This is a genomic window from Gabonibacter massiliensis, from assembly GCA_001487125.1.
GTDB lineage: Bacteria > Bacteroidota > Bacteroidia > Bacteroidales > Marinifilaceae > Gabonibacter > Gabonibacter massiliensis.
In genome coordinates, this window is sequence record LN913013.1 from 2,118,539 (window position 1) to 2,138,000 (window position 19,462).

Below are 19,462 nucleotides of genomic sequence, written 5' to 3' on the forward strand. Positions count from 1 at the left end.
ATTTCAGTTTTTATTTTCGATGAACAAATGTACTTTTGTCGTTCTAAATGTTGCGTATGAAAAGAACAGATTTTGAGATAATGGCTCCCGTTGGCTCTTATGAATCTTTGGAGGCTGCCTTGCAGGCAGGAGCGAATTCCGTTTATTTCGGCGTGGAGGGATTGAATATGCGTTCCCGTTCTTCGGCCAATTTCACGTTGGAGGATCTAAAGTGTATCGTTGAAAAATGCAGGGAAAAGGGAGTGAAGACTTATCTGACCGTTAATACGATTATCTATAATAATGAATTGGAGAAGATGCGCCGGATTATCGATTGCGTGAAAGAGTCCGGTTTGACGGCTATCATTGCTTCGGATATGGCAGCTATTCTTTACGCCCGTTCCATCGGTGTGGAGGTGCATATCAGCACGCAGTGCAATATTACTAATTTTGAGGCGGTTAAATTTTATTCTCAATTTGCGGATGTGGTTGTATTGGCCCGGGAATTGGATTTGGATCAGGTCATGACGATTCATCGCCAGATTGTGGCACAGGATTTAAGAGGTCCCAAAGGAGAGCTCATGCAAATCGAAATGTTTGCGCATGGGGCATTGTGTATGGCCGTTTCCGGCAAGTGTTATTTGAGTTTGCATGAGATGAATGCTTCTGCCAACCGGGGAGCCTGCTATCAGATATGCCGCCGTTCGTATACGGTGAAAGATACGGATAGCGAGGTGGAATTGGAAGTAGACGGAAAGTACATCATGTCGCCTAAAGATTTGTGTACGATAGGTTTTATTAATAAACTGATAGATGCCGGAGTACGGGTATTTAAAATTGAGGGACGGGCCCGCTCCGCCGAATACGTGAAAACGGTTTGCGAGTGTTACAACGAAGCAATAGATGCTTATGCGGACGGTAGTTATTCCGCCGAAAAGATCGAACATTGGAAAGAACGGCTTTCAACCGTGTTTAACCGGGGATTCTGGAATGGATATTATCTGGGGCAACGTTTGGGTGAGTGGAGTGAGGTATACGGTTCGAAAGCCACGAAAAAAAAGGTGTGTATCGGGAAAGTGACCAATTATTTTACGAAGCTGCACGTGGGTGAATTTAAGTTAGAGTCTTATGATCTGAGAGTCGGGGATGAAATTTTGATTATGGGACCGACAACAGGAGTCGTGCAAATGCATGTCCCGGAAATTCGGGTTGATTTACAACCGGTTCGACAAGTCGGTAAAGGTTCTCTTTTTTCTATGCCTGTCGAACCGTTTTTGCGCAGAGGTGATAAGTTATATAAACTGATAGAAGCTGATTAATGGGCCATGGTAGATGAATAGGGTAGTGTACGAGTCTGAAAGATTTTGATTTGCGATTGAATTTTTGCTCCTGCCCTCTTTGAATCGTCAATCTACAATTCGAAATCTCAATGACGAAATCCGTCTAATTGTAGATTTTAAATTGTAGATTGTAAATTGATACTTGCTTCAATTCCAATTTTCCTGTCTTTAAATCATAAATCGCAAATTCTTTTAATCACACTTAATCCCCTGATTTCGTTGTTTTTTAATTTACAATCGTCGATCTACAATCGTTACGACTAATCCTCGGGGGCAGGGACCTTCCCATCGGTCGTGTAACGCTTTTCGTTCAGTGTCCTCCGGGACCCGTTTCGCTCGGACAATCCGTTGTCCGGTCGTTCCGAAAATCGCATACAACACTCGCCGTTCACTATTATTCCTCGTTTTTCTTTTCCTTATCTTCCTCTTTTTTCTTTGGGGACCAAGTTTCGATCATATCACGATATTTATACATTTTCGTATTGATTGCATAAACAAAAATAACACTTTTCCTCACTTGCACACATCGAAAAATAGAATGATAAATAGGAATATTCATGGGATATTTTTTACTTGCTAAATTTGCCTTTTCGTAAACCTCTTTTGCTTTACTCTCGGTTTTAAAACCGATCTCGATAATACCGAAACTTCCTAAAAACTCGTAAGGATCTTCATCCTTGGGAAGCCTATCTCCTAAAAGTTCCAAAATAAAAGTACAATCTTTTGTAAAGTCAATTCCCCCGATATATACCTTTTTCTTCATCCATTTGATTTTACCAACTCCCTTGTAATTTGTCTTTTGTCCCCCGTATAAACCCTTTGATTTTAAGAAATCTTCCAAATCGTAGGCGTAGATCTCGCATTGCTCCTTGGGAATCGAATACTCGGCCGTCACGTATTTTTGTTCTTGTGCCAAAGCAGGCAGACTAAATATCAACAACACGTTAAGCAATAATAGTTTATAAATATTTTTTTTCATAATATCTTATTTTATAGTAATTTATTTATCAGACAATACTATTTTCCGTTACTTGTACTGTTTAGTTCGTTGCCGGATTTGTATTTCCGGCAACGAACAGTTCAAATTATTCCTCTTTTTTCTTTTCCTTATCTTCCTCTTTTTTCTTCGGAGACCAAGTCTTGATCATATCACGATACTTATCATCATTTCTGTACATGGAGTAAACAAAAATTACATTTCTTCCTATCATTTTACATCGAAATATAGGATAATAAAGGGATATATTCATAGGATATTTTTTACTTGCTAATTTTGCCTTCTCGTAAATTTCTTTTGCTTTACTCTCGGTTTTAAAACCGATCTCGATAATGCCGAAATTTCCATGGAATTCGTATGGATCTTCATCCTTGGGAAGCCTATCTCCTAAAAGCTCCAAAATAAAAGTACAATCTTTTGTAAAGTCAATTCCCCCGATATATACCTTTTTCTTCATCCATTTGATTTTACCTACCCCTTTGTAATTTGTTTTTTGTCCCCCGTATAAACCTTTTGATTTTAGAAAATCTTCCAAATCGTAGGCGTAGATCTCGCATTGCTCTTTAGGAATTGAATACTCGGCCGTCACGTATCTTTGCTCTTGTGCCAAAACACGCAGACTAAATATAAACAGCACGTTAAGCAATAATAGATTATAAATAATTTTTTTCATAATATCTTATTTTATAGTTATTTAATTAGTTTTCGGTACTAAGGGAGGTTTGGTCGCCGCCTGCACGTGTACTTTAAATTTTCCTGAATTGGCTAATGCTTGTTCTGTTTTGGCATTGGAATATTGTAGTAATTTTTGATTTAGTTCTGTCATTTTATTCTTACAAATTCCAATACACCCGTACATATTACATCCTCTCTCCAAATCTTTGGGACCAGCATGTAATAAATGGCCTCCATAAACTCGCCAAGCATCTCCTGAAGGACTTGCACCGCAATAACCCGGAATAAACTGACTTACTGTATAAGTCGCTTCATCCTGTAAACCTTTTGCCACAGCTTCTCCATTTTCAAATTTTACTCCAAACCTAATTGCGTCATAGTTTGCTGTTACAGCCGCTCCCGTTGAATCTGTACCAGAAAACATTATTCTATATAAAGGTACATAGTATTCTTCTGATGTCATCCCTATTGTTACCACGGCCTGTTCTCCTGTCGTCGTACTTGTTATCACCGAACGTACCTCCCGGATACATTCACAGGGAGTTGCGTGGCATCCCGTGCATTTACATACACCCCTACACGTGGAACAGCAACTACAGCTACTTCCCCCGGGACAACCGGGCGTGGCGTAAGGACACGGATCTTGAGGAGAGGGAGGAGTTGTGCCACCACCACCGCCGCCAGTCTGACAATTTCCCGGACATACCGTACTTCCGCAATAGGAGCAAGGCCATTGGGGAGGCGGTGAGGGTGGAGTGTAACAACGACAGGGATAGTCCCGGCAGATAGGACAACAAATACAATTGTCGGCGGGTCTGTTGCAGTTCCTGCAATAAATAACCGTAACCTCGCAACTACCGTTACAATTCAATTTATTACATAAGGCGCAATAAACACCACCGCTGCCGCCACCTCCCGACTCTCCCGATCTGGAATAAACTCCCGCGCTGCCGTTGTCCATAAGGTTAAAACTATTGACAATATCTTCCGGCTGTACCTTGGAATCCTCTCCTGTTTTTGCCAAACGGACACGTTTCTTTTCTCCCCGGTCAAACTGATATGCTTCAAAATAGTTCCCTTCCAGATCCGAAAAAATCATTAAACCCGAGAAATCCCGACTTTGCACATAACCGTACTCCCGGGAAGCATCGATATACTCTTCCGTCTCTTCCCCGATGATCGTCACAATAAAAAAACGTAACGCTTTCAGTTCGTCATGCTTCTGAATGATCAACTTCGTACTTACGTCCGCCAACGAATGCCGGAATATCCCATTCCCGAGTCTCCGGGAATAAGAACTTTTCATAAAGACATCTCCCGTTAAAGGGATCTCTAAGGTTGAAATAGCTCCGAACTTGAAACCTCCTGCTTTTCCCAGTCCGGAATAATGATGCGGGAGGAAAAGCTGGTGCTTTTGGCTCCTTCCTTTTTATCCTCTCCTAACCGGACAAGTTGTATTCCCGGTGCGTTCTCTTCAAAATAAAATCTGGCTTCTTTCATAAATTCTTCCGTGTGATTAACCAAGTCGATTTCGTCGTGTACACAACCGACCCAAAAAAACATCATAAAAGAAATGGCCAAAACGAAACTAAGTAATAATCCTTTTCTCATACATTGCGTCATTTAAATTAAAGTAATCGACTATCTGTATATTCCAATAAGGTAAATCCTTTACAAGCCATTGCCGGAAAAAAACATAACCGATATACAAAGCAAAACAAAGATCCATGTTACTGACATGGATATCCTTCCTTTTTATCGTGTCGTTAATCAATAAGCCACAACAAAGAATCGTGGCTAAAAAGATGGGTATCGTACCGTCTAATCCTCGAAAACAATTTCCGACCAGAGGAGAAAATACGATTATTCCCCCGAGAATAACTCCGGGATCGCTTAAGCCTATCTTTCTCATTAATATTTTCATCTCATTTTAGATCGATAATGATAAAGGAATAAATCCTATGTTTCTTTTCTGTACCTACTTTTCCCCTATCCCCGTTGGAGAAAAATTATAGAGTAACACGCGATATTTCTTCATTGCAGTAAAAATCCGTATATATTTCTTTCCAATCAACCAAAAAGGTTGCGAATAGGTTGCTTTTTTGTAATTTTGACGTAAAATATGATAAAAATGGATCAGAAGATGCGTTTTATTTGGTGTGTTACAATTTTCTCGGGATGCATTCTCCTGTGTAGTCAATTCATTCATTTGTATCATTTATATAAATTGGAAAGGAATTCGTATATACATTACCAGAATGAGTTTATCAAAGGTGGTGTTCACGAGTTCAACATGAAATCCGCCAATTTGAAAAATCAGGTTGCTTGGTTGGCTTTGACGCGAAAAGCAATAATTTGGCATACAGGATCGACGATCGAAAATCAACTACCGGTTACATGTTAAAGATAATATCAAACGGACCATAGAACGATGTTTTTACGATATTCGGGATCCTGAACTTTGGACGTTGGAACACTTTTATGCCTATTTGCTGGAAAAGCGGGACTCCATGACAATAGAAAATCTTTCGATACAATTTTGTATTTTGGACGATACGGGAAAAGAATAGACTCCTACCCGGGAAAAGAGGTGGAATTTCCCTTGTCGTACGAGTACAAAGACACGCTTGGTTTTCTCTCCAAAAATATTTTATTTGTCACGTATTATTATCCGGTCGGGCTTTTTCTGCAATCGTCCTCGTGGCAAATCACGCTCGTTCTTTTTGTTACCGTATTGCTTGTTTTGTGTATCATTGCTCTCTATCAAACCGCTCGCAAGGAGAAAAGGAGCGGTAAATACCGGGAACTGTTTATCGACAATATCGTGCACGATCTGAAGCTTCCGGTTGCCAATCAGCTTAAACTTTGTTATCTGTTTCGTGGTTCGCTCCCTTCGGAACAAATACCCCTTCTTGATCGGGGTGAGCAACAATTAAACGAAATGTCACAAACCATTCACCGCATGTTACTCCAATTTACTGACGAACACGGGTTACGACTGAAATTGCAGACAACGGTTTCGGTATCTCTTCCCGGAATCTGAAACAGGTATTTGAACGCTATTACCGGGGAGATCATCAGAAAAACAGGGATGTCAGGGGACACGGACAAGGATTGTATTATGCCCGAATGGTTGTTTCGGCACACGGGGGAAAGATCAATATGAAGAGTACCGAAGGAGAAGGGAGCTCTGTCATCATCGTTTTACCCCGGAAAGCTAAAGTCAAAAAGACATATTATCACGGTTAAACGAGATGGAAAACAAGCTCAGTATACTTTATGCGGAGGATGATGCCTTGGGAGCCGAATTGATAAAAGCAATTCTCGAACGGAACCATTTTCTCGTCGACATCGCCTCCGACGGGGAAAAGGCGTGGGAAAGCTATAAAAGAAAAAAGCCGGATATACTTTTGCTCGACCTTGATATGCCTCAGAAAAACGGGCTCGAGGTGACCCGGTTGATCCGGGAACAGGATAAGCAAACCCACATTATCGTGTATACCTCACACGGAGAGGCGGAGAGAGAGATTGCAATTCTCGATGCGGGAGCAGACGAGTTCATTTGTAAGGAGCGTCCTTTGGAAGTCCTCATCGCCCACTTGAACCGGATCGGTGAAAAAATCATGAAAAATATGGTTTTTTCTCATGTCTACCGACTCTCCCCGGATCATAACTTCATTTTCGATTTATAGTTTGCGGTTTAGATTAAGTTCTTGGTTCCGCTCTCTTTAAATCGTCAATCCCCAATCACAGAATCTTTTAATCACACTTAATCCCCTGATTTCGTTGTTTTTTAATTTACAATCGTCGATCTAAAATCTACAATTAAAATAGCATTGTACCCGTCCCCGTGGGTTATTATATGTTTTTATGCCGGAAAGGATTGAGACGGGGAGGTTTTATATCGAACAGGTTATAACTTACGACTAAAGCTCCTCGTATCTGGAGCATTTTGTAATCGAAATATTGATTGCTCGGTTTGAAAATATCCTTGAATCCCCAGGATACACGTAATCCGATCTCTACTCTGGAAAATAATTTGCGCTCGTATCCTGCAATCAGTCCCGCATCCCAAGTATCCAGAATGTCGCTAAAGTTAATTTTTAGCGGTTCGTCGTCGATGGCTCCCGTGTAGACTCCGTTGTCGTCCATCATAAAACCTTTGTTTACCGTTACATTGAACTTACCTTTAATGACCCAGGCAAAATAACCTCCTGCAAGGATGCGGTCTTTTTGATTCCGGAACGTGTATTTGAAGTAGAGAGGTACTTCCATCATGGTAAAGTCCATATTCATTTCAGCCGATCCCGTGAAACGGGCGATAACATCGTTTTTGGCATCGTTGAAACGTTGGTTTTCTATTCTTGCGTCCGCATCGATGGCAACTTTTTTGTAGGTTATTTCAGCTCCGACGGTCCAGTAACGATCTACGGGGAAGGTGAATTTCGCACCTAAAGAGGGAGAAAGTTTCGGATAAGGATTGAATGGTTCGGGAACATTACTGAAGGGAAAAGGGATGGCTCCCCCGATATCGGTTCCCAATTGGACTCCTAAGGCAAACCTGTATTCGACATTTTTACGATCGATACTATCCTGTTTAGCGGATGGGAGCGTTTGTTCCGTTTTTCGCGCGAAAAGGGTAACGGAGCAAAAAATGAATAAAACGGGTAAAAATATATATTTCATCATGGTAGATTAGTATTTGAATGTAAGGTTATCAACAGTTAATGTACTTCCTTTGGCACCGATAAAAAGGTCTCCTTTGTTGCTGGAAGTCATGACAATACTGATGTGAGTGGGTTCCAGATCGGAAGTATATTTGATAGGAATGACTATATTCTTCCAGTCGCGTAGGGAGAGATCCGATCCTTTAAGAACATAATCTCCTTCTCCAATGACGGTCAGATCCGGTATGTCTCTATCGTGATACTCCAATTCACCTTCCCCGTTCCAGTGTAATAATTTAACCCATATACGTCCCTCGTCTACTCCTTTTGCTTCTGTCAAAACATATTTTCCGTCTTTATTTTTAACGGATTGCTGTAACGTGTTTCCCGGTTTATATTTTGCATCTATGGAGAGAGAAGCCGGTCTATTGATAAAAGGAATACCGAAGTAGGTCATGGCTCTCGGATCGTCTAATTTGGATATATTCATCTTGAAGTAACCGGTGAACAGGGTTCCGGCTGTAACGAGGTCTCCGATAAAACCTATACTTTGGATGTCCGTGGATATCTGGGCGGCTTTGCCCCCGTTATTCGATACGGGCAAAGTCCCTTGTACGAACATGTTATTAGCGGTCGCCCAGCCGAATCCTTTACCCGGAATGGGATTAATATTTACGTCTATCGTTCCCTCGTTGATCCATAATTCGAAGTCCGAATTTTCAATGGGAGGTACGATCTGGATGTTCCATACCCTTTCGTCTCCGTTGTCGGCTACCAGGGTCAGGTGTTTAGTTTCTCCCGGTTGGGTGAAATGGAAAGAAGTAATATCGGAACCCTCCTTCCACTCTCCGATGCGGGTGATTTGTGCTTCGATATCGATAGGCCATTTTTCAATGGCGTCCTTAAAGACGATTCTAACGTAATTGTCACGGATTCTTGTACTTACCTTATCTTCCGGGAAATTGGTAATTTTAAAGTCGGAAATTTCAGCGTTCGGTTGATCTATGAGTATGATTTGGGCTAAATGAGGAACACCGCTTTCGGAAATCAGGTAAAAAGTTTGCGGTGTATACACATCGTTGAATGTAAATTCTTTCAGATTTAACGGCTGGGCGTTCGTGCTCATTGTTCCGTCAGTTGTTGATGAAAATTTTATTTCAGTAGATAAAGTTAACGGGAATAATTTTCTTCCGTAGTTCAAAGGTATGGAAACAATATTGTTCTCGATGGTTATATTGTTCTGATCGATGTTGATGCCTTGAGGAGTTATTCCGGTAACGGCAAGTGAAGTAATATTGGCCTCGTCACTAAGTTTATCTACTTTAGTACAGGCATTTAATATCAGTATGCCTGTTAAAAAAAGAAGGATAAAGTAATTTCTCATAGTTTATTTTTCTGGTTAAACCATACTTTACGTATTTGAAAATGTAAAGTAAATTATTTATAGATGTATTAACATTATGGGACATTTTCGAGCAAAAAACGTACCAGAATTTTCTTATTTGTATTTTGTCTCTTTAATTCATAGTGGTTTTAGGAGATATTAGAATCTTTTTTATACCTACGATGATATACCCGAGCAGTAACAGTAATAATATGCCGGAACATATAGCTGAAATTTTGGCTCCCGTATAATAAGATTCCGGTTTATATTCGAATACGATAGTATGTTCTCCTGCCGGAATAATCATTCCTCTTAGGATGTAATTGGCTCTGAAAAGGTCGGTTTCCTCTCCGTCGATATACGCTTTCCACCCTTTAGGGTAGTAGACCTCACTGAATAAGGCCAGTTGTTCATTGTTGGCTTTACTCTTGTACTCCAGTCGGTTGGGTGCATATTCGGTTAACACGATCTCTCCGTTTTCGTCGTAGTTGAAACCTTTGTCTTGAATAATCGGTTTGAATTCTTCGTTGATAACGGCTATTTCAGCCGGATCTATCGCCTGTAAGGTGACCAACTCCTCTTTCGGCGTGTTCACTAATTTATAATCTTGTACAAACCAAGCATTCCCAAGGGCGGATCTGTTTTCAATAGAGGCATTGGTATTCAATATAATGTATTTCGTGTTAAGCATATTCAACACTTTTTGCCTCTTCAAGCTCTCCTCCATTCCCGTGAGGGTCTGAGTTGCGTTTGCGTCTTTTTGGAAAGATTGAATCTCGGGAATAATAAAGTAATCGATGATATCCTGATAGCGTTGTAATTTTGCCGCACTATAACCGCCGATGGTTTTGTGGAAATAGCTGGAATGGGAATCGTTGAACACGTTTACGGCTAAATCCAGTACCCGGTAATTCGGGTCATTGTCTTTTAAGATTTCCAGATCGACCGGGCGAGCCCGGAATTGATTATTAAATTCTTTTTGAGTAACGAAATGACTGTTGTTCAGGTAACGTTTGTCGATGGTCCACATGTCCGTCAATATCAGAAGACTGAGGATAATGGCCATTTGAGAGAATTTTAATTTTTGGATCACTCCCGCCCAGATAACGGTTCCTGCTAAAAGAATAAAGATTAAAGAGCGGAATGCGTCGGCCCGTAACATGGATATTCTGTCCTGAATCACCAATGCCCGTAACCAGTCATAGTACTGTTGATCTACGGGAGCGGTAAAATTACCGGCCAGACCGGGAATCAGGGCGAAGACGGCACAAATACCTCCGGTAATACCAATAGCAATTTTTAATCCTTTGACTAAGGTTTTTTTGTCGAATTTTTGATTGAATATTTGGTTTAAGGTATAAATGCCCAACAAGGGAATCGTTAGTTGCAGAATGATCAGGATCATGGAAGGTACCCTGAATTTATTGTATAGAGGTACATAATCGTAAAAGATATTGGAGAAGAACATGAAATGTCGTCCCCAACCCAAGAATAGAGCTAATAAAGAGACTCCTACGATCCACCATTTCATCGGCCCCTTGATCAGAACGATCCCCAATACGAAAAGAAAGACGGCAATGGCCCCCATATACATCGGACCGGCCGTAAAGGGTTGTTGTCCCCAATAGGTTCCTAACTGTCGGATCACTTGATCGACTTCTTTTACTCCTTGTTGTTTCAAATATTTGTAAGTTTCCGAGCCGGTGCCCAATCCTCCTTGAGAGCTGCCTCCTTTGAAATTGGGTATCAATAAATTCAATGTTTCGTCTATCCCGTAGCTCCAAGCGGTGGCGTACTCTTTGTCCAAGCCTTTCGTTTTGGCGGATGGATCGTCGGAGGTTAATTCGGAACCTCCCCGCATGGTATATTTCCCGTATTCCCAGGTGGGCCATAGATGATTGACATTGGTTCCGGCTGCCAATCCGGCCGCAACCACTAATAGAAGTGCCGTTTTAAGGAAAGCGGGTAATGTTTTGTTTTTAATGGCTGTATAGAGTTGTCCTATACCATAGGCAATAATGATAAATGCCAGGTAGAAGGTAATCTGAGGATGATTTGCCGTGATCTCGAACGAAAGGGCCAAACCGAATAACAGAGCGCCTAACAACCGTTTTTTTCGGAAGGCGTAGACGACTCCTGCCAGGACAAGCGGCATAAAAGCGATAGCCATCATTTTAGCATTGTGTCCCACTAACAGGATCTGGAAGTTGTAGGAACAAAAGCCGAAAGCTAAAGCGCCTGCAATCGCTAACCAGGTATTTACGCCAAACGCTAACATCAGCAAATAAAAGCTGAAGAGTGCGATAATAAGGTAGCTTGCCGGACGAGAGCCGATAAATAATTGTTTATATATATATTCCAAGTAATTCCCTTTATATTTCGTGAGGATCATAGTGGTGGGCATACCGCTGAACATGGAGTTAGTCCATAGTGTCTCCTCTCCGGTCTTCTTTTGAAATTCAAGAATCTCGTTGGCGGCTCCTCTCCAGGAAGAGATATCCGACTGGTGCACGATTTTGCCTTCGAAAAGGGCGGGGAAATAAGCATATGAAATGATAATAAAAAGAATTAGTGCAATGAAATGCGGATATAACGGTTTGAAGTTGATTTTTTTCATGGATAAATTCTTTAACTTATGATCAAACAGGGACAAAAATAAAAAATATAATCGTCAAACCCCCATTATCGATAAATAATTCCTATTTTTGTTTACTATTTGCGCGATAAATCTATAAGTACAAAGGTTCATGGGGGTTATTATCCGGCAAAGCATAAAGGGCACTGTTGTGAATTACGTGGGGGCTTTTATCGGTTTCCTTTCCACGATGTTTATCGTGACTCGTTTTTTAACTTCAGAGGAGATCGGTTTAACTCGGGTATTATTTGAGGCTGCCACGTTATTAGGAACCTTTGTTCAGTTGGGGACGACCTCTTCCGCTATTCGTTTTTTCCCTTTTTTTAAAAGTAAAGACGGCCGTAATAACGGTTTCTTTTTTTATCTTGTCGCTTTGCCTTTAGTCGGGTGCTGTCTTTTTATTCCTGTGGCCTGGTTGCTGAAGCAGCCTGTATGTGCTTATTTCGAGCAGAACTCGGCTCTTTTCGTGGATTACTATAATTGGTTGTTTCCTTTGATGTTTTTTATCGTTTACCTCGGAGTATTCGAAACGTATTCCAATTTGCTGATGAGAATCGCTGTCCCAAAATTGATACGGGAAGTAGTGATCCGGTTGTTGTTGATCGGGGTTTACATTTTGTATGCCGTTCACGTGACGGGAATGACCGGTTTGGTTGCTACTTACATTGCCGTGTATGGTATTGCGATGTTTTTAAATCTATGGTATGCTTCCCGGATCGGTTCCGTCTCTTTAAAACATGATTTCTCTTTTATAAACAAAGATCTTCGTAAAGATATTTTGAAGTATACCGCTTTTTTAATGGTGGGGGTTATCGGGGGAAGTATCACGAGTAAATTGGATCTTTTTATGGTAAGTGCGGAGATGGGATTGAATTACGGTGGAATCTATACCATCGCCTTTTATATGGTTGCCATTATCGATATCCCTTCCCGTTCGATCACCGCCATTTCTTCCCCGGTAGCGGCGGAAGCCTTGAGAGCCGGCGATTTCGAGAAGGCAAATGCCTTGTATAAAAAAGTATCTTTGCATCAATTGTTGATCGGAGGATTTCTGTTCCTGCTTTTATGGATAAACATAGACAATATATTCGATATTATTCCTAACGGAGCGGATTATCGGGCTGGTAAATGGGTCGTTTTTTTCATCGGTCTTTCTCGTTTGATCGTGATGTTTTTGGGTTTTGGATATACATTGATTAGTTTTTCCAGATACTATTATTGGGGTCTTTATTTTACCTTTTTTATTACGGCTATTACCATTCTTACGAACAGTTGGTTGATTCCCATATTGGGGATGACCGGGGCTGCCGTGGCGACGTTGCTGACCTGTATCCTTTCCCATACCGTTCAACAATGGCTTGTATTTGCAAAAGTGAAAGGAAATCCCTATACATGGAATACACTTAAGTTGTTAGGTATCTTCTTGTTGTTATACGGTTTGAATGCCATTTTACCGGATATGGACAACCCTTGGTTGGATGGGATTTTCCGGAGTTCCATTATGTGTATCGCGGGAAGTGTACTCACTTATTTCCTGCATCTTTCGGTCGAGGTAAATCAATTGGCGGATGATCTGATTTTTAAGTGGCTAAAATGGAGAAGATGATGAAAGAATTAACTGTATTTACCCCGACCTATAACCGGGCTTATACATTGGGACGCCTTTACGAAAGTTTATGCCGGCAGAGTAATAAAAATTTCGAATGGTTGGTCGTGGATGACGGCTCGAAGGATGGAACGGAAGAGCTTATAAAAAGCTGGCAATCGGAAGAAAAAATTTCCATAAGATATATTTATCAGGAAAACGGCGGAAAGATGAGGGCTCATAACCGGGGAGTAAAAAGTACGGAGACCGAATTGTTCGTATGTGTGGATTCGGATGATTACTTGGTAGACGACGGGATAGAGAAAATTTTATCTTTTTGGAAAGAGAAGGGGGGAGATGCGGCGATTGCCGGACTCGTGGGATACCGGGGGAAAAATACCGAAGAGACTTTGTCGGACGGCAAGTTTCCTTATGAACGTAATTCGACCTTGAAAGAGTTGTATAAAAACGGTTTCCGGGGAGATTCGACCTTGGTATACAGAACGGAGGTGCTTCGTTCGTTTTTATTTCCCGAAATTGAAGGGGAGAAGTTTATTACCGAGGCCTATGTGTATAATCAGATAGATCGGCAATTTCAACTGTTGGTTTTGCCTCGGATTATCATCGTGTGCAATTATTTGGAAGATGGATATACGCGTAATCAAGCGAAATTAAGAAAAGATAACCCGATAGGATATGCTTTATACTGCGATCAAAAAGCGATGTATGCCGAATCCTTTAAAGAGAGGTGGAAGAATACGATTAATTATGTCAGCTATGCCTTGGCCGGTAAAAAGAGGCGTCTTCTGGAAGATTCATCGGATAAGGTAAGGACCTTCTGCTGTTATCCATTGGGATATCTTTTATTTTTAAAGCGGAGATATAAAAATAAGAAAGTATGAAAGTGGCTTATTTCCTTGGAGCATTGAATCGGGGAGGCATGGAGACTCTTTTATTGGATATTTTATCCCGAGCAGACCTGACTTCTTATCAAATCATATGTATTTATCGGGAAGAGGGAGTTATTTCGGATCTATTTAAAGCCACGGGGGTTCCCATGTTTAAGATGACACCCCGGAAAGGAATGGACTTATCTTACGTTTTTCGTTTGAGGAAATTGCTCTGCAGGGAAAAAGTAAATATCGTTCATGCCCAGCATTCGTTAGAGGCTTGTTACGCCTGGTTGGCAACGAGGGGGTGCGGGATAAAGATCGTTCAAACGTTTCATGGTTATGATTATCATCAGACGGCAAAGGGGCGTTTTTTTATGAAATGGATGATCCGGCATGCGGATTTGAATATTTTCGTGAGTGAGGTACAAAAGTCCTATTACGAGAAAAAGTATCGTTTCCCCCGGAACCGGAGCCGGGTCGTTTACAACGGGATCGATTTCGCCAAATTCGAACAACGGGAGAAAGGAGAGTCTTTTGAATCGCCCGGATTGCTGATGGGGAGCGTCGGTAATTTTGTTCCCGGAAGAGATCAGATAACCATTTGCCGATTTCTGGTTTTATTGAAAAAAGCGGGTATCCCATTTCGATTTTTATTTGTCGGCAGGAAAGATTCCCGTTACCCTCGCTTGTATGACGAATGTGTTCGTTTCTGTGAGACTGCGGGTTTACAGGATGAGGTATGTTTTTTGGGAACAAGATCGGATGTACCCTCTCTTTTGACCCAATGGGATGCTTTTATCTATTCTACGGAACATGATTCTTTCGGTATTGCGGTTATAGAAGCGATCGCTGCCGGTATTCCTGTTTTTGTGAACGATTGGGAGGTGATGCGGGAGGTGACGGAAGAGGGCCGGTTGGCCGTGATGTATAAAACAAAAGAGGTGGAACAATTGCTATCCTCTTTTTTAGATTTTTATGCTCATCCCGAAAAATATAGAGAGAAAGCGCGGAAAGCGGCCTTCTATATTAAAGAAAAATACGGGATAGAAAAGCATATGGAGGCCTTGAACAGGCTGTATACTCATTTATCAGGCGTTGGCAATAAAACGTGTTGAATGAAATCGGGATAGTTCTTCTCCGCGGAGAATTTTTCCAGCCATAATTTACGGGGATGGAGAGTCTCTTTGACTTTGTATAGTTCCCGGATTCGGGCAGCGATCAATTCGGGAGAAGAATCGGGAGCGATCAGAATACCGGTTTCCGGTGTGACGATTTCACTTGTCCCTCCTACATTTGTCGCGATAATCGGAATGTCGAAAGAGATCGCTTCCATAATCGCCACGGGTAATCCCTCGCTGGAACTGACATTGATAAAGATGTCGATCGGTTGTGATTGATAGTATTCGATGACTTGTTTGTTACTCCGCCTGCCGGTAAAGTTTACCTTTATGTTATCGGGAAGAAGCAGACTTTTCTCTTTTAATTCCTCCCATAGGTTACCGTCTCCGATGTGGGTCCATTCGATTTTTTGATCGCGGATGGTTTGTAAGGTTTCTAAAATTAAAGCTACCCGTTTGACGGGAATCACGTTGGAGCAGCTCAGGAGACGGATGATACCATCTGGAGGGAAGTTTTTTTTAACCCCATGGTCCAGTGTACCCAGGTAACTGCAACAGGCATTGAAACGGTAACTTCCGTATCGTTCCGAGGCGTACTCCAAACCTTGTTTGGAGATATAGACGGCTTGCGTCAGGTGAGTGTAAACTTCTTTGCGGAATGGAATATATCGATTGGCTCTTCTTTCCAGGTATAGGTCGGCCCCGTGGAAACGGACGATTTTTTTGCGCTTGTTTTTAATGAAGGGGAGTACGTAGGCCGTACCGATACCCCAATAAAAATAAACGGTATCATTCTTAAATTCGTCGTTGACTTTTTTAAAATCTTTATTAGAGAGGATGGCCCGACAGAAGGTAGATACCGAAATGTATTTTATAATTTTGCTTAGGCCGGTATAAGCTTTATCCGAAAAGAATCGGCGGATGAAATAAAAAAAGGGGGCACGGCAAAAGATTCCCGACAGAATCGTATCCCGGTCGTTTCTAAGCATGGGTTTTAGTACCTTGCAGTTGGCCGGAACCTTTCGGGTGATCTCCCCTTCGCCTATCCAGGGAAGAATCGTGATCTCATCGAAAGCTTTTGACAGGTAACCGATTTCGTTTTCGATAAAAGGTTCTTTGTAACTGTAAGGAAAACTCTGGGTGAAAAATAACAGTCGTTTCATGGGTTATTTGTTTTTACCGTAGTAATTTTTGGAGAAACCTTTTACTTCTTTTCCTTTCAGGGTATTCCATGCTCCCCAAAGCAATCCTGCCCCGTAGGCGAATACTTGAATATTCAGTGTCAGTATAGAGAGTAAAGCCGTTTGGCCGCTTTTGTATTTACAATAGGATTGCACGAAAGCAAACAAGCAGATACCGATGAATCCGCACCCGATGACGATCCAAATCAGAGGGGCATGGGCGGGTAATAGAAAAGAAAGTATCCCGACAAGGATTAATCCCAAAAGTAATAATGCCGGTAGTAGATGTACCGCTTTTAATGTATGCGGATGTCTTCGGGTCAGGTTAATCCGGGCGACACCCCAGTTGAAGATCTGTCGGAAGAATTTAGGGATACTGGTACGCCGTTTGTGATACACGTAAGCTCCGGGAATCAATCCCACCTTAAAGCCTGCGTTGTATATTCTCATGGAGTAATCCATGTCCTGTCCGTGACGTAAACCTCCCATGCCTCCGATCGTTTCATAAATTATCCGGGATATGCCCATGTTAAAACTGCGGGGGTAGAATCTTCCGATATGTCTTTTGCTGCCGCGGGTTCCTCCCGTACCGATGAAGGAGGTCATCGAATAATTGATGGCTTTCAGCAAAGGGGAAAATGAGGGATGGCAGGTGTCCGGACCGCCGAAAGCATCGTAAGAGCGTATTTGTTGTGTTTTTTCGATTTCCGTTAGCCAGTGCGGGGGAAACATGCAGTCCGAGTCTACGAAAATGAAATAATCCCCTTTGGCTTGACTCATGCCGAAATTGCGGGCTGCTCCAGGGCCTTGATTTTGTTGGAAAACAGCTCGTATCTGCAGGCCGCTGGGAGAAGAATAGTGTCGGATGAAATCTTTAAAACCGTCTTTTGAACCGTCGTCCACGAACAGAAGTTCGAAAAGGGAGCGATCTCCTTCTAAGGCCTCGGCACTGACAAGCAGTTCTTTGACCTCCTCCAACCGGTTGTAAACGGCTATGATGATGGAATATGTCGTACTGGTGTTTTTTTCTCCCATGCTTATCCTGATATCGTTTTTTATTCTATTTATAATAAGATTCAATACGGTCGTCCGTTCTGTGGTGAATGAATTGATCTTCCCATATGGCTAATCCGACTAAAATCCAGATGTAATTGTAGTGCCACCGGAGTTTCGGATGGGCCGGATAGTCCAATATGCGTTTGATGTAATCGTAATTGAATATGCCTTGTCGATCGATGTATTTTTGGGTCAATATCTTTTCCGCGGTCTCCTTTAAATCTTTTTTGAACTGGAGGTACGGGTTAACGGTAAATCCCCATTTTTTCTTCGTGATGATTTTGGGCGGCAGATAGGGTTCTAACGCTTTTCGGAAAAGATATTTTGTCTGGTTATTCTTTATTTTTAATTCCACCGGCAATCGGAAAGCGAATTCAACTAACTCTTTGTCGAGTAAAGGAACTCGTTCTTCTACCGAGTGGGCCATGGACATCCGGTCGTCGGTCAATAGATAGTCATTGACCATTTTGGTTTGAAATTCGGCATAAAGAACCTGATCCAGGGCTTTTTCGTGCCGGACACGGTGAAATAGGCTGTCGAACTCCCTGTGAACCCGAATACTCTCCATGCGTCGTTGCTTCAGAAACGATTCGTTATATATGTTTTTATAAAATGGAGTATCGTAATCCCAAACATTTCGAATAATCAGGTAGAAACGTTCTATGTTTCCGATGGCAAGCAACATTTGCACTCCTCGCCGGTATTCGTCGTAACGCAGAGCATGAGAATTATTTTGGAGCTTAAAGATAAAGTCAGATTTCCAGCGTAACAGACGTTGCATCCAGTACGGGGTATAATGATGCCAGCGATTGAACGGATAGATGAATTTATGAATATCGTATCCGGCAAAGAGTTCGTCGCCTCCCAGTCCTCCTAAAATTACTTTTACTTTCGGATGTACGAAAGCGGACATATTGTAACCTTGTAACAAATTGATCTTGGGCTCTTCGGCATGCCAGATGACTTTGGGCATCTGTTGCATGGGGTTCATCGAGAGGCTCAGGGTATGGTGTTTCGTGTGGAAGTAATCCGCTATCTGTTGAGCATCCGGAAATTCATCTGTGGGTTCGTTGAAGCCGAGGGTAAACGTGTTTATCTCCGCGACTCCCAATTCGTGCATTTTTTGTACGATTGCGGAAGAATCCAATCCTCCGGACAAGTAGACTCCCACCGGGACGTCGCTGATCAGCTGTCGCTTTACGGCGGCTTTGATCAAAACATTGATTCTCTCTTTGGCCTCTTTTTCCGTGATGGAGCGGTCTGTGCCCACGGGCATCTCCCAATATCGCCTGACCGTAAAAAGTCCGTTTTCGAATAAGGCGAAATGGGCAGCCGGAAGCCGTTTTATCCCTTTGAACAATGTTTCGTTTCCTTGGGTATATCTTAGATTCAAATGAATATGCAGTGCCTTTAGATTGAGTTCCCGTTCGTATTTCGGGTGGAGGATGATGGATTTTTGTTCCGATCCGAATAATAGGATTCCGTCCTTCAGGTAATAATGAAGGGGCTTTACTCCGAAATGATCCCTGGCGAGAAGGAGCCGGTCGCGGTTCTTGTCTAATAACGCGAAAGCGAATATTCCGTTTAACCGGTTAAAAAAATTTGTCCCGTACTCTTCGTAAAGGTGTACCAGCACCTCGGTATCTGTATGGGTACGAAATCGGTGTCCTTTGGTTTGCAGTTCCTCCTTTAGCTCTTCGAAATTATATATCTCTCCGTTGAAGATAACGCAAACGGACTGATCTTCGTTAAACACGGGTTGATCTCCCGTGCATAAATCGATGATGGAGAGACGGCGATGACCTAAGGTGAAATTTTGATGGGTATAGATGGATTTGGCATCCGGACCTCTATGGGCGATTGCGTCCAACATTTTCGACATCAACGGCCGATTGTCTTTTTCTTTTTCAAATATCCCGGCTATCCCGCACATAATTACCCTTATTCCGATA

The 19,462-nt window shown here is 42.0% G+C and carries 18 protein-coding genes; 7 read left to right on the forward strand and 11 right to left on the reverse strand.

The genetic code is table 11. The annotated features are described in order from the left end of the window. The first annotated feature begins 56 nt into the window (after window positions 1–56). Window positions 57–1,298 (forward strand): peptidase U32 family protein, encoded by a 1,242-nt coding sequence (locus BN3283_RS13320; protein ID WP_041503316.1) that lies wholly within the window; start codon window positions 57–59, stop codon window positions 1,296–1,298. A 415-nt stretch (window positions 1,299–1,713) separates the two neighbouring features. On the opposite strand, the gene BN3283_RS13325 is transcribed toward BN3283_RS13320, so the two are convergent. The 5 genes from BN3283_RS13325 to BN3283_RS13345 form a co-directional block, all read right to left on the reverse strand. Then, window positions 1,714–2,298 carry a hypothetical protein gene (locus BN3283_RS13325; protein WP_059026950.1) on the reverse strand — a complete coding sequence of 195 codons (585 nt, stop codon included), beginning with the start codon at window positions 2,296–2,298 and terminating at the stop codon, window positions 1,714–1,716. A 106-nt stretch (window positions 2,299–2,404) separates the two neighbouring features. Then, window positions 2,405–2,989, reverse strand: coding sequence for a hypothetical protein (locus BN3283_RS13330; protein WP_059026952.1), 585 nt, complete (start codon window positions 2,987–2,989; stop codon window positions 2,405–2,407). 21 nt (window positions 2,990–3,010) lie between these two features. Further along, window positions 3,011–4,297 (reverse strand): hypothetical protein, encoded by a 1,287-nt coding sequence (locus BN3283_RS13335; protein ID WP_059026955.1) that lies wholly within the window; start codon window positions 4,295–4,297, stop codon window positions 3,011–3,013. Window positions 4,298–4,323: 26 nt separating this feature from the next. After that, window positions 4,324–4,602 carry a hypothetical protein gene (locus tag BN3283_RS13340; protein ID WP_059026957.1) on the reverse strand — a complete coding sequence of 93 codons (279 nt, stop codon included), beginning with the start codon at window positions 4,600–4,602 and terminating at the stop codon, window positions 4,324–4,326. Then, entirely contained in the window at window positions 4,580–4,903 is a 324-nt protein-coding gene (locus BN3283_RS13345; protein WP_059026959.1) for a hypothetical protein, read from the reverse strand. Before BN3283_RS13345 ends, BN3283_RS13340 begins: the two co-directional genes overlap by 23 nt. A 627-nt stretch (window positions 4,904–5,530) precedes the next feature. Between BN3283_RS13345 and BN3283_RS13355 the strand changes: the two genes are divergently transcribed. The 3 genes from BN3283_RS13355 to BN3283_RS13360 are packed head-to-tail and all read left to right on the forward strand — an operon-like array spanning window position 5,531 to window position 6,683. Beyond that, the gene (locus BN3283_RS13355; RefSeq protein WP_059026963.1) at window positions 5,531–6,034 is read left to right on the forward strand and encodes a histidine kinase; all 504 of its coding nucleotides are present in this window, start codon (window positions 5,531–5,533) and stop codon (window positions 6,032–6,034) included. Beyond that, window positions 6,031–6,240, forward strand: coding sequence for an ATP-binding protein (locus BN3283_RS14795; protein WP_350308238.1), 210 nt, complete (start codon window positions 6,031–6,033; stop codon window positions 6,238–6,240). Before BN3283_RS13355 ends, BN3283_RS14795 begins: the two co-directional genes overlap by 4 nt. 5 nt (window positions 6,241–6,245) lie before the next feature. Beyond that, complete coding sequence (locus BN3283_RS13360; protein WP_059026965.1) at window positions 6,246–6,683, forward strand: response regulator; 438 nt, start codon at window positions 6,246–6,248, stop codon at window positions 6,681–6,683. Window positions 6,684–6,849: 166 nt separating this feature from the next. Here BN3283_RS13360 and BN3283_RS13365 read toward each other — a convergent pair whose 3' ends face one another. The 3 genes from BN3283_RS13365 to BN3283_RS13375 all read right to left on the reverse strand — a co-directional run bounded on the left by BN3283_RS13365 (window position 6,850) and on the right by BN3283_RS13375 (window position 11,659). After that, the gene (locus BN3283_RS13365; protein ID WP_041503317.1) at window positions 6,850–7,680 is read right to left on the reverse strand and encodes an outer membrane beta-barrel protein; all 831 of its coding nucleotides are present in this window, start codon (window positions 7,678–7,680) and stop codon (window positions 6,850–6,852) included. A 6-nt stretch (window positions 7,681–7,686) separates the two neighbouring features. Then, window positions 7,687–9,042: a PCMD domain-containing protein gene (locus BN3283_RS13370; protein ID WP_059026967.1), complete on the reverse strand. Its 1,356-nt coding sequence runs from the start codon at window positions 9,040–9,042 to the stop codon at window positions 7,687–7,689. Between the two features lie 133 nt (window positions 9,043–9,175). Next, on the reverse strand, window positions 9,176–11,659 hold the full coding sequence (locus BN3283_RS13375) for a YfhO family protein (RefSeq protein ID WP_052634565.1): 2,484 nt from the start codon (window positions 11,657–11,659) through the stop codon (window positions 9,176–9,178). A 130-nt stretch (window positions 11,660–11,789) separates the two neighbouring features. On the opposite strand from BN3283_RS13375, the gene BN3283_RS13380 reads away from it, so the two are divergent. The 3 genes from BN3283_RS13380 to BN3283_RS13390 are packed head-to-tail and all read left to right on the forward strand — an operon-like array spanning window position 11,790 to window position 15,270. Continuing rightward, the gene (locus BN3283_RS13380) at window positions 11,790–13,283 is read left to right on the forward strand and encodes a lipopolysaccharide biosynthesis protein (RefSeq protein ID WP_059026969.1); all 1,494 of its coding nucleotides are present in this window, start codon (window positions 11,790–11,792) and stop codon (window positions 13,281–13,283) included. Next, window positions 13,280–14,164, forward strand: coding sequence for a glycosyltransferase family 2 protein (locus tag BN3283_RS13385; RefSeq protein ID WP_070807481.1), 885 nt, complete (start codon window positions 13,280–13,282; stop codon window positions 14,162–14,164). The genes BN3283_RS13380 and BN3283_RS13385 overlap by 4 nt, the downstream gene beginning before the upstream one ends. Further along, complete coding sequence (locus BN3283_RS13390) at window positions 14,161–15,270, forward strand: glycosyltransferase family 4 protein (RefSeq protein WP_059026971.1); 1,110 nt, start codon at window positions 14,161–14,163, stop codon at window positions 15,268–15,270. Before BN3283_RS13385 ends, BN3283_RS13390 begins: the two co-directional genes overlap by 4 nt. On the opposite strand, the gene BN3283_RS13395 is transcribed toward BN3283_RS13390, so the two are convergent. The 3 genes from BN3283_RS13395 to asnB are packed head-to-tail and all read right to left on the reverse strand — an operon-like array spanning window position 15,237 to window position 19,443. After that, window positions 15,237–16,436 (reverse strand): glycosyltransferase, encoded by a 1,200-nt coding sequence (locus BN3283_RS13395; protein ID WP_041503321.1) that lies wholly within the window; start codon window positions 16,434–16,436, stop codon window positions 15,237–15,239. The genes BN3283_RS13390 and BN3283_RS13395 overlap by 34 nt on opposite strands. Window positions 16,437–16,439: 3 nt before the next feature. Then, window positions 16,440–17,489 (reverse strand): glycosyltransferase family 2 protein, encoded by a 1,050-nt coding sequence (locus BN3283_RS13400; protein ID WP_059026973.1) that lies wholly within the window; start codon window positions 17,487–17,489, stop codon window positions 16,440–16,442. A gap of 25 nt (window positions 17,490–17,514) precedes the next feature. Then, on the reverse strand, window positions 17,515–19,443 hold the full coding sequence (gene asnB, locus BN3283_RS13405) for an asparagine synthase (glutamine-hydrolyzing) (protein WP_059026975.1): 1,929 nt from the start codon (window positions 19,441–19,443) through the stop codon (window positions 17,515–17,517). Between the last annotated feature and the right edge of the window lie 19 nt (window positions 19,444–19,462).

What these genes read in the sequence shown, in the direction of transcription:
- BN3283_RS13360 (WP_059026965.1), top strand. Translation starts at nt 6,246, where the DNA reads ATGGAAAACAAGCTCAGTATACTTTATGCGGAGGATGATGCCTTGGGA.
- BN3283_RS13385 (WP_070807481.1), top strand. Translation starts at nt 13,280, where the DNA reads ATGATGAAAGAATTAACTGTATTTACCCCGACCTATAACCGGGCTTAT.
- BN3283_RS13325 (WP_059026950.1), bottom strand. Translation starts at nt 2,298, where the DNA reads ATGAAAAAAAATATTTATAAACTATTATTGCTTAACGTGTTGTTGATA.
- BN3283_RS13395 (WP_041503321.1), bottom strand. Translation starts at nt 16,436, where the DNA reads ATGAAACGACTGTTATTTTTCACCCAGAGTTTTCCTTACAGTTACAAA.
- BN3283_RS13345 (WP_059026959.1), bottom strand. Translation starts at nt 4,903, where the DNA reads ATGAGAAAGATAGGCTTAAGCGATCCCGGAGTTATTCTCGGGGGAATA.
- BN3283_RS13335 (WP_059026955.1), bottom strand. Translation starts at nt 4,297, where the DNA reads ATGAAAAGTTCTTATTCCCGGAGACTCGGGAATGGGATATTCCGGCAT.
- BN3283_RS13380 (WP_059026969.1), top strand. Translation starts at nt 11,790, where the DNA reads ATGGGGGTTATTATCCGGCAAAGCATAAAGGGCACTGTTGTGAATTAC.
- BN3283_RS13375 (WP_052634565.1), bottom strand. Translation starts at nt 11,659, where the DNA reads ATGAAAAAAATCAACTTCAAACCGTTATATCCGCATTTCATTGCACTA.
- BN3283_RS13340 (WP_059026957.1), bottom strand. Translation starts at nt 4,602, where the DNA reads ATGAGAAAAGGATTATTACTTAGTTTCGTTTTGGCCATTTCTTTTATG.
- BN3283_RS13330 (WP_059026952.1), bottom strand. Translation starts at nt 2,989, where the DNA reads ATGAAAAAAATTATTTATAATCTATTATTGCTTAACGTGCTGTTTATA.
- BN3283_RS13320 (WP_041503316.1), top strand. Translation starts at nt 57, where the DNA reads ATGAAAAGAACAGATTTTGAGATAATGGCTCCCGTTGGCTCTTATGAA.
- BN3283_RS13400 (WP_059026973.1), bottom strand. Translation starts at nt 17,489, where the DNA reads ATGGGAGAAAAAAACACCAGTACGACATATTCCATCATCATAGCCGTT.
- asnB (WP_059026975.1), bottom strand. Translation starts at nt 19,443, where the DNA reads ATGTGCGGGATAGCCGGGATATTTGAAAAAGAAAAAGACAATCGGCCG.
- BN3283_RS13390 (WP_059026971.1), top strand. Translation starts at nt 14,161, where the DNA reads ATGAAAGTGGCTTATTTCCTTGGAGCATTGAATCGGGGAGGCATGGAG.
- BN3283_RS13365 (WP_041503317.1), bottom strand. Translation starts at nt 7,680, where the DNA reads ATGATGAAATATATATTTTTACCCGTTTTATTCATTTTTTGCTCCGTT.
- BN3283_RS13370 (WP_059026967.1), bottom strand. Translation starts at nt 9,042, where the DNA reads ATGAGAAATTACTTTATCCTTCTTTTTTTAACAGGCATACTGATATTA.